Raw genomic sequence first — 9,305 nt, forward strand, 5'->3', positions numbered from 1 at the left:
TTTCGCTCCAATCCTTCTAGTTTCACAATTGATACTTTTTTGTTAGTATAGCACGAAAAAGTCGGTACTATCCTTTTGGATAATTCCGTTATATAGTAATTTCAGAAAAAGCTTGAGGAGGAAAATCAATGATTCATTCATTAGAAGAAAAAATAATAGTAAACAATGGAAGCCAAATTCCCGGGTTAGGCTTAGGGGTTTTTCAAATACCTGATGAAGAAACAGAAGCAGTGGTTTCTGAAGGAATTCTTCAAGGCTACCGCCTGATTGACACTGCTCAAATTTACGGAAACGAAGCTGGTACAGGCGCTGGAATAAAAAAAGGAATGGCGGCAGCAAATATAGCAAGGGAAGAACTATTTGTGACTTCCAAGCTTTGGAATAATCACTTATCCTATGACGAAACAATAACTGCTTTTGAAAATAGTTTGTCACTTCTAGGGCTGGACTACCTTGATTTATACCTGATTCACTGGCCTGGAACAGATGCATTTGAGACATCCTGGAAAGCATTGGAGGACCTATACAAAGCTGGAAAAGTTAAGGCTATCGGCGTCAGCAATTTTCAGATTCAGCATTTAGAAAAGCTGCTAAGTTTCGCAACCGTTCTACCTGTCATCAATCAAATTGAGCTGCATCCAAAATTGAACCAACAGAAATTACGGGATTTTTGTAAACAGCATAATATCCATATTCAGGCTTGGTCACCATTGATGCAGGGCAGAATATTAAATGACCCCCTCCTACAAAAGATTGGGGCAGCTCACCAGCGTTCCAGCGCACAAATAGTTTTGCGTTGGGCTGTTCAACAGGATATTCTGCTGGTAGTAAAATCTGTGCAGTCTGCTCGGATGAAAAGTAATGCACAACTGTTTGATTTTGAATTATCTGATGAAGAGATGGTGGCAATAACTAATTTGAACGAAAATCTACGCGTCGGACCAGATCCTGATACGTTTGACTTCTAAAGGAGGTTTTTATTATGGAGATGAATGTAGCTAAAAAAACTGCTCTTGTTACTGGTTCCACCAAAGGAATTGGAAAAGCCATCGCTATTGAGCTGGCACGCGAAGGAGCAGATGTGATTATTAACGGACGAGATAAAGTTCAGGTGATGCATGTTGTTGAGGAGATTAAGCAGCTGTTTCCAGAAACTGACCCACAGGGGGCCCCAGCTGATTTAGAAAAATTAGAAGAACGTGAGAAGCTTTTCAATACCTTTCCTAAAGTAGATATTTTAGTTAACAACATGGGTATTTTTCAGCCAATGGATTATTGGGCTATCACCGATGATATTTGGGAACATTTTTTCAAGGTTAATGTCTTAGCCGGTAATGCTCTAGCCAACCATTATTTACCAGCTATGCTGAAACAGGATTTCGGACGAATTATTTTTATCGCCAGCGAAGAGGCCTTGATGCCGTCAGGAGAAATGGCCCAGTACAGTATGACGAAGACAATGAATCTATCCTTAGCAAAAAGCTTATCGAAGCTGACCGTAGGTACTCATGTAACGGTAAATACGATTATGCCTGGCTCTACTTTGACTGAAGGTGTTCAGAAAATGCTTGAGGACATGTACCAGGATAGCAGTCTTCCTTCAGATGAATGGGAACATGATTTTATGAAAAACCATCGTCCTCTTTCACAGATTCAGCGGCTGATTCGTCCTGAAGAAATCGGTCGGTTGGCCGTTTTTGTTGCCAGCCCGTATGCCTCATCTTTTTCCGGCTCTGCTTTACGTGCAGATGGCGGCTTAATCCCTACGATTTATTAGCTATTTATGAAAAGATAAGAAAGCAGTTTCCAGCCTGTGATTTGTAAAAAACGTTCAAATTAAATGCAATTAGAGGCTACGCTGCTAAAATTGAGAAACTAATTATCACGAATATACAAAAGACAGGTTGAACATGAGATCTAAAACGTCTTATGCTCAACCTGTCCTTAATTAAGAGTGGCGCATCAATTAGAAGCACTAATTCTACTCACCAATAGGATTCTTCTCTTGCCAACTGCAGTTATGCAAGAGTCGCTTTAACTATAGCTTGCTGCTTTATTTCACTTTTTCCTTTTTGCAAAATAATCCGCAGTATCCTGCTCATCCTGCTTCAGTTGGCTAATTAAGGCGTCTGCCCCATTGAATTTGACCTGATCACGCAGATAGTGGTCCCAGCGGACAGTAACCTGCTCACCATAGATGTCTTTATGAAAATCTAAAATATAGACTTCTACTGTTAACTCCCTACCTTCACCAAATGTATCATTATGCCCAATGGATCCCATTCCGGCATACCACTGATTACCAATTTTAATCCGAGTAGCATAAACGCCGATTCGAGGTAGTCTAACAATACTTTTCACTTGAATATTCGCAGTAGGAAAACCAAGTTGTCTTCCCCGTGCATCTCCATGAACAACTGTTCCTTCAGTTTCATACACATACCCTAATAGCTCAGTAACCTCTTCCATATTACCATCATCCATCATTTCCCGAATACGTGTGGAACTAATTTTCAGCCCCTCCAGCTCTTCCTTCTGAACAGTAACAACATCGAACCGCCCCTTGGCATATTCAGGAAAATGAGCAACATCAGCGATATCCTTAGGTCCGTAAGTATAGTCAAACCCGGATACTGCAACTTTTCCATGCAGCGCTACAATATATTGATCAACAAATTCCTGTGGAGGCAGCTTTGCAAATGCAGAGGTGAAGTCAATAATATAAAGAATGTCTACGCCTAGCGCTTCCATGTGTTCTTCTTTTTGTTTTAAACTGGTCAGGTACTTCATAGATGCCGGCTCAATTTTTTGAAATACAATTGAAGGATGTTGATTAAAAGTCATCACTGCGAGCTTCAGGCCTTTTTCTTCGGCAATTTTTTTGCCGGTTTCGATAACCTTCTGATGTCCTTTGTGCACGCCGTCAAAAAAACCCAGAACCATCACCACATCCTCGTTTGGAATTTCTTTTGGATCGTAGGGATGGCGGATTGAAACGATTTTCATAATTCAAAACTTCTTTCTTTAATTATTTCTCAATACCTTGCTCGGCTTTAAAAGATGAGATTTTTCCTCATGCTGTTTATATAAGCTTACCACCAAATCATGGTGATAGAGGGCAATTAGTTCTGCCGGCATATCAGTGATGCCCAACTCTTTCATCGTCAAAAATACGCCATTCCGTACTTTACTATACTGTTCGTCCGTTAAATAAAACGCAGGAAAGTCTTTAACTGCTGTTTCAATAGGTAGTAACACCTGATTAATTTCTCCGGCCTCCATTTTCTCTGCCACTTCTGCTAATGTCAGACACTGATCCTGTCTCAAACCACCACTCGCTGTTCTAACTAACTCAGACATATGAGCGGGTACGCCTAATAAAGTACCTGTATCAACTGAAAGAGTACGTACATAAGTCCCTTTTCCGCAGACCACTTTGAAACGCCAAGACTGCGTTCCTTTCTCCTCATCTAACTGCGGCGTACTAGTTCGTTCAAATGAATGAATCAGCGCCGTTCTTTTAGGTCGTTTAACTTCCTCACCATTTCGGGCATAGTCATACAATCGCCGCCCGTTCACTTTAACAGCAGAATACATCGGTGGGATTTGAGTGATTTCTCCTAGCATCTGTTCCATCGCCCAGTCGATTTTCTCAACAGGAAAAGGTATGGTAATGCTTTTTTGCTCAACCACATCTCCGCTGGCATCTTCAGTTGTTGTAGAGATTCCTAAGGTAATCTCTCCTTCATACGTTTTTCCTGAATCAACCATATATTCAATTACCTTTGTTCCTTTACCAATACAAATGGGTAAGACACCAGAGACATCAGGGTCTAGTGTGCCTCCATGACCAATTTTTTTGGTATGCAGAATTTTTCTTAGCTTAAAGACACAGTCATGACTGGTCATTCCGCTTTCCTTCCATAAAGGCAGGATTCCATCCATCTTATTTCCTCCATTTTCGTACTAACCAGATTATTATAGCATAGAACGATTTCAGTTTACACGCCGCAAATCTGTACGCAATGATTCCTCACCTGCCTATAAGTGTCTGAAAAATATAATAACATAATCATAATCTTTTATTTTGTGTTATAGCTAACTTCAGTCAATAGAATGTAAACAGGTGCAAACACCTCTTGATGTCTAAAAATACCTACAACCTACTCTAAAAAAGCAAAGACCTTACCATACAAATGTATGCAATAAAGTCTCTGCCTGTGTCTTATTGATTAGAGTTTTTCTTGGCTTTTCTTGCAGTTCTTGTTTGCTGTCGACGATCTACTTTTCGTTTCTGCTTATTGCTGGCAGAAATCGCACGATCAATTTTTTTCTTATAGCCTGGTTTAATCTTTTTCTTTTTCTTCTTTACTAGGCCAATCAGCGTAGGATCTAACTCATCTTTTGATTTTACACGTTTCGTCCGACGATTACGATCATAGGTATCCACAATCTCACCGTCTTTGATTTCCTTAGGATAAAACTTTATCCCAAGTTTCTCAACCTGAGCAATAAGTAAATCATCGGAAGGATCATAAAGTGTTATCGCAGTTCCATCCAGACCATTTCTTCCAGTTCTACCAACGCGATGAATAAAGAAATCCAGTTCTGAAGGCACTTCTGCATTGATGACATGAGAAACTCCCTCAATGTCAATGCCCCGTGCGGCTAAATCTGTTGCTACTACATATTGGAACTCCAGATTTTGAACTTGGCGCATCACGCGTTTTCGTTCTCTCGGCGTAATATCTCCGTGAATTTTGGCTGCTTTTAGCCCTTGCTTTTTCAAATAATCCGCAATTTCATCCACACGTTGCTTAGTGTTAGCAAATACAATTGCCAGATAAGGATGACCAACTGTCAGCAGCTGATAAATCAAACGGTTTTTATCCTTACCTTTGGTAGATATCAGCCAGTTGTCAATAGTATCAGAAATAACCGTCTTCGGTTTAATATGTTCAACAACTGGATTTTCCATATACTTCTTCAAAAAAGGCTTTAGCTTTTCAGGAATTGTGGCTGAAAACACCAGCATTTGCAGCTTATCAGGCAAACGTCCCGCAATCTGATCTACTTCCTCAAGAAAGCCCATGTCCAATGTCATATCCGCTTCATCTACTACAAAAGCAAACGCCGTATGGACCTTCAGTGCTTGTTCATTAATCATATCCAAAATCCGGCCAGGCGTACCTATTACAATATGGGGTTGTTGATTCCCCAGTTTATTGAGCTGACGCTGCTTATCTGTTCCGCCAACAAAGTTTGTAACACGGATTTCCGGCGAACTAAATTGTGCAATTTGACTTGCCTCTCCATAAATCTGACCAGCCAGTTCACGGCTAGGAGCAGTAATAACTATCTGTACTTCATCCCGTGCTGCATCAACTTTATCCATTAAAGGCAACAGAAAGGTATGCGTCTTTCCGCTTCCAGTTTGTGATTGTCCAATCACATTTTTTCCTTTTTTAATCACAGGGATTAGCTTTTCCTGAACTTCAGTTGGTGCTTTAAATCCTTTATCCTCTAAGGCCTTCATAATAAAAGGCTGAAATTGAAATTGTTCAAAGGAGCTCACTTGCCCACCTCTTTTCTTTTAATTACTAGTAAGTCCTCAAGCATTATACCACAAAAGTCATTCAGACTCTCCGCTTTTTCTGAACTTTTCTTCTCTAGCGATGGTACTGGCAGTATACGTATGGCTGGCTCTTTCATAAAATAGCCTTCTGTTTTTCTTGAAAAAGGCATAGCCGATATTTAGAAAGAACAGTAAAAAAAGCAGTCCACAAAACAAGGTAAGTATGAATGAAATCAACTGAAGCATACGATTATTTGAATTTAGCCATTGCGCTGAACTGCTGAGATAAAGCGAGATTAACCCAAATACATAGTAGAAATAGCCATATCTCAAGATTAACGAGCGAAAACGAACACTACTACCATCTTCTGAAACGATTCTGATTTTAACAATTTTTTTCCCAAGCGTTTGACCATTCGCTACGGCAGGTAAAACCATAAATACAAGAAAAACCATCAAGAAGTACCAGAAACGGCTTCCAGAAAACTGTACTTGATCATCCCAAATACGATAGCTTGGAATGAGCCGCAGTATAATATTAATGCAGCCTTCAAGAATAAAAATGCTTATCCAGTCAATCGTAAAAGCAACAAATCTTCTAAACAGCGTCACCTGCTGTCCTTTCTTATAAGCCGCTTCATCAATTTCCGCTCTTGTCGGCAGTAAAAAGGTGAATAACGGTGTAAACAGAAAGCCAATCATTCCGCCTAAAGTATTGTTCATTAAATCATTGACATCTGCTAAACGATACGGTCTAGGATAGATAAAATATAGCCCGCTCAATTGTGTCAGTTCAAAAAATAATGATAACAAAAAACTATATAAAACAACTTTTTTGAAGGTTAACCCGAAATAGTACCTTAAATACATACCAAAAGGAACTAAAAGTAAAATATTAAAAACAGGCTCTAGTACAACTCCCTGTTTGAGTGCCGGCAGATAGGTTGATGGCTCTCCTATAACCAGCTTCGTTTGATCTAAAAATCGGACAACCGTATAAAATGGCCGCAGTTCAATAATCTGACTTGTGTATTTTGCTACCTCCTCACGGGATGGTAGTGGTAAAATAACTAAAAAATAGGCACATAAAAGATAAAAAATGAATGAATATAGAATAACTGCCCGTCTAAATAAAAATGTACCATATTTTCGATATTCATAAATGATAAAAATAAATGAAATAGCAAATGCTAAAAATGGAAAAGTATAGATTGCTGTCTGAATCGGTCCTTCATATGCTGCCATCTTGTCGCCTCCTTTACACTTAATTCTAAGTCTAATCAAAAAACAACTATTTGTCATGTCAGGCGAATGCTTTTTAAAGAAAATATTTTTTGAAAACTAAACGATTTACAGTTATTATATAGATAAATCTTATTGAACAGGTATATGAAGCTAAACTACAGCTATCTATCGAAACACATACTATCCGTTATGGAAATCAGATTCAAAACATGATACTTGTTTTATCCAGCGAGTTACTTTTCAATTGTTCTGAAAAAAACAAACGCTAATTTTGATTTTAGACTTTGCTTTTTTTGAAATTTAGTTTTGCTTTTGTATTTATGATAATTTCTAACAAAAAGAAGGAGGGAAATTATATGCTGAACGGGTATTTTGCATTCGGTGTGCCAGTGTTTCTAATTGTTTTATATATCTTTTTTGAATGGATTAGACTAAAAACCCATGTTCATTATTATATAGGTTTTATTCTTTTACTCATCTCATCATTTATGACTGTTTTTAGTTTTCAAGTTATGCAGGAATTCTGGGCATCTAATGCAAAATCAGATGTTCAACTGGGCTACTCTCCGAATATCCTTTGGTTTCCTCTTATTCTGGGTATGCTTTTAATTATCCTTAACTGCGGGCGTGGTTTGAAACGAATTTATGCTTTTGAACAGGAACGTAAGCAGACTCACAAAGAGAATGATTAGTCTAAGCTACAATAAAAATAGGAAGTTAAACCCCATACTTTTGTTTCCACGACTAAACAGCTATTTCCCTAATAAAGAAGCATTCAGCAGATTATTGACCGCTGAATGCTTCTTTATTATTTATATATTAAATTGTATAGTTTCTTTGAACAATTTTTTCATAAAATGCTCTTACATCTTTTTTTAGTAATGGTGCCTGCAAATAATCTTGTCCAATAAAATCAATATGATCCCAGCCTTTAATAACTGGTTCTACATACCAAATTCCTGGTTCCATTTGATTATCCGCAACTTTACTCTTTTGTGTGAAAGGAGCTTTTGCCGAAATAACTGGTACAAGTCCATCATTCGCTCGCCATTCCACTGTTCCTGTTTTCCCAAGAATTGATGAAGGAATTGTAAACAGAGGAGACATTGTAATAAATGGTAAATAATTACTGCTAATCCCTGATTTATAAGTAGCATCTCCAGCAAAAGAGAAGTAATATACATCTTCAGCAAGATTTGTCATTTGGTTAATTGTATCTGAACCAGCTACAGTTAAATCATGAAGGGCAATATCTTGACTATTATTCCAAACATTACTGCTCAATACCCGCTTCATATAGTCCTTGTTGCTTTCTCCAGTGCGCTGACGCAGCCCCCATTGATCTAATTTGAAATCATATGGAATCTTACTTTTACTACTTCCGGTTGCAGCTGCCAAACTATAGATAAGATCACTAATTAGTGGTTTAGCAACATCTGCGATTTTCGTCCCATTATGTGGGGTTCCCAAGGTCGTAATACTGTGAACCCAATTTTTATTTCCTTGAAACAGTTCTGATATATCTGTTCCATTGGCTGCGGCATAACTTTGTTCTTCCGCGGATCCTTCCCGCAGCAGCGTTTCCAGCACTCGACTGGTTTGCCCTCCTTGGCTATGTCCTATTAAATGGATTTTGTGCTGACCATCCCATTGAGGATAAATTCCAGGAAATGTTCGTCCATATCGGTCATGACCATGCTTTTGAGCATGAGCAGCACCATAGTCTACTGTTCCTCCTTTAATATAATAGTACAGCTCTACAGCACGATCCCAGTTACTTCCAAACGGACTAACAATAGCTTCCAAACTAGTATAGCCTTTCGCATTCAAATCCCCTAAAATATTAGAAAATCCACCCCAATAAGTAATTGGGAAAGGTTTCAGCTCATCTGGACCAAAACCAACCAATCCATGGACAAAAACATGCGGATCCTTATTTTCTCCATGTACTTCTTCAGTTTGAAAAAAACCAATACCTAAAAATAGACAAACTCCTACAATAAAATAATACAAATGTTTCTTTTTCATTTTTTTCCCCCTAAAAAATATTTGAATGCCAAAAAACATCCTACTTATTATTATAATATTTATACAACAAATAAGAAACATATTTTTGTAATATTTTTTTAATTTTCAAATAAAATGACAAAAAAGAGTTTGGGACATAAGTAAATGCCCGAACTCTTCTTTCTCTAAAATCCGAATAAACGGCGTTCCAAAAGTAGCTCTCTCGGAAATAAGCCGAACTATCTCAAAAATATGAAAAGCTATTTTCGGATAATTCGTCTTATTTCTCGGAGCTAAACACTTTGGCACTGACCCCCAAAAGTGAGAGGGCAAAAGAGAGGCGATTAAACGGTCTGTTTTCGATAGGCTATCGGTGATAGATAACCCAACTTCCGTTGAATTCTATGGGTATTATAATTCTTAATGTAATTTGTGACAATATCTATTACAGTAGTGGTAGAGTATTTTGGCTCTATGT

At 38.2% G+C, this 9,305-nt stretch carries 9 protein-coding genes; 3 read left to right on the forward strand and 6 right to left on the reverse strand.

Features of this window, described 5'->3' with window-relative positions:
* Positions 1-128 precede the first annotated feature (128 nt).
* The gene (locus tag AC1Z3K_RS17675) at positions 129-968 is read left to right on the forward strand and encodes an aldo/keto reductase (RefSeq protein WP_461733465.1); all 840 of its coding nucleotides are present in this window, start codon (positions 129-131) and stop codon (positions 966-968) included.
* Between the two features lie 14 nt (positions 969-982).
* Positions 983-1,777 (forward strand): SDR family NAD(P)-dependent oxidoreductase, encoded by a 795-nt coding sequence (locus tag AC1Z3K_RS17680; protein ID WP_461733466.1) that lies wholly within the window; start codon positions 983-985, stop codon positions 1,775-1,777.
* A gap of 281 nt (positions 1,778-2,058) precedes the next feature.
* Here the strand turns inward: AC1Z3K_RS17680 and ribF are convergent, their stop codons facing one another.
* From ribF to AC1Z3K_RS17700, 4 genes are all read right to left on the reverse strand, one after another.
* Positions 2,059-3,006, reverse strand: coding sequence for a riboflavin biosynthesis protein RibF (ribF, locus tag AC1Z3K_RS17685; protein WP_426082444.1), 948 nt, complete (start codon positions 3,004-3,006; stop codon positions 2,059-2,061).
* A gap of 18 nt (positions 3,007-3,024) precedes the next feature.
* On the reverse strand, positions 3,025-3,945 hold the full coding sequence (truB, locus tag AC1Z3K_RS17690; protein ID WP_461733467.1) for a tRNA pseudouridine(55) synthase TruB: 921 nt from the start codon (positions 3,943-3,945) through the stop codon (positions 3,025-3,027).
* 280 nt (positions 3,946-4,225) lie between these two features.
* A complete protein-coding gene (locus AC1Z3K_RS17695) occupies positions 4,226-5,575 on the reverse strand; it encodes a DEAD/DEAH box helicase (RefSeq protein ID WP_461733468.1) in 1,350 nt (449 codons plus the stop codon).
* A 57-nt stretch (positions 5,576-5,632) separates the two neighbouring features.
* Positions 5,633-6,820, reverse strand: a complete 1,188-nt coding sequence (locus AC1Z3K_RS17700) for a VanZ family protein (protein ID WP_461733469.1) — start codon at positions 6,818-6,820, stop codon at positions 5,633-5,635.
* A 356-nt stretch (positions 6,821-7,176) separates the two neighbouring features.
* Here AC1Z3K_RS17700 and AC1Z3K_RS17705 point away from each other — a divergent pair, with 356 nt between their 5' ends.
* Positions 7,177-7,512, forward strand: coding sequence for a hypothetical protein (locus AC1Z3K_RS17705; protein WP_426082440.1), 336 nt, complete (start codon positions 7,177-7,179; stop codon positions 7,510-7,512).
* 127 nt (positions 7,513-7,639) lie between these two features.
* Here the strand turns inward: AC1Z3K_RS17705 and AC1Z3K_RS17710 are convergent, their stop codons facing one another.
* Together AC1Z3K_RS17710 and AC1Z3K_RS17715 are read right to left on the reverse strand one after the other, a co-directional pair.
* Positions 7,640-8,848, reverse strand: coding sequence for an esterase/lipase family protein (locus tag AC1Z3K_RS17710; protein ID WP_461733470.1), 1,209 nt, complete (start codon positions 8,846-8,848; stop codon positions 7,640-7,642).
* Between the two features lie 323 nt (positions 8,849-9,171).
* A partial coding sequence (locus tag AC1Z3K_RS17715) for an IS3 family transposase (RefSeq protein ID WP_461732511.1) occupies positions 9,172-9,305 on the reverse strand: 134 nt, incomplete at its 5' end.

The sequence above is a fragment of the Enterococcus sp. LJL128 genome (genome assembly GCF_056924295.1).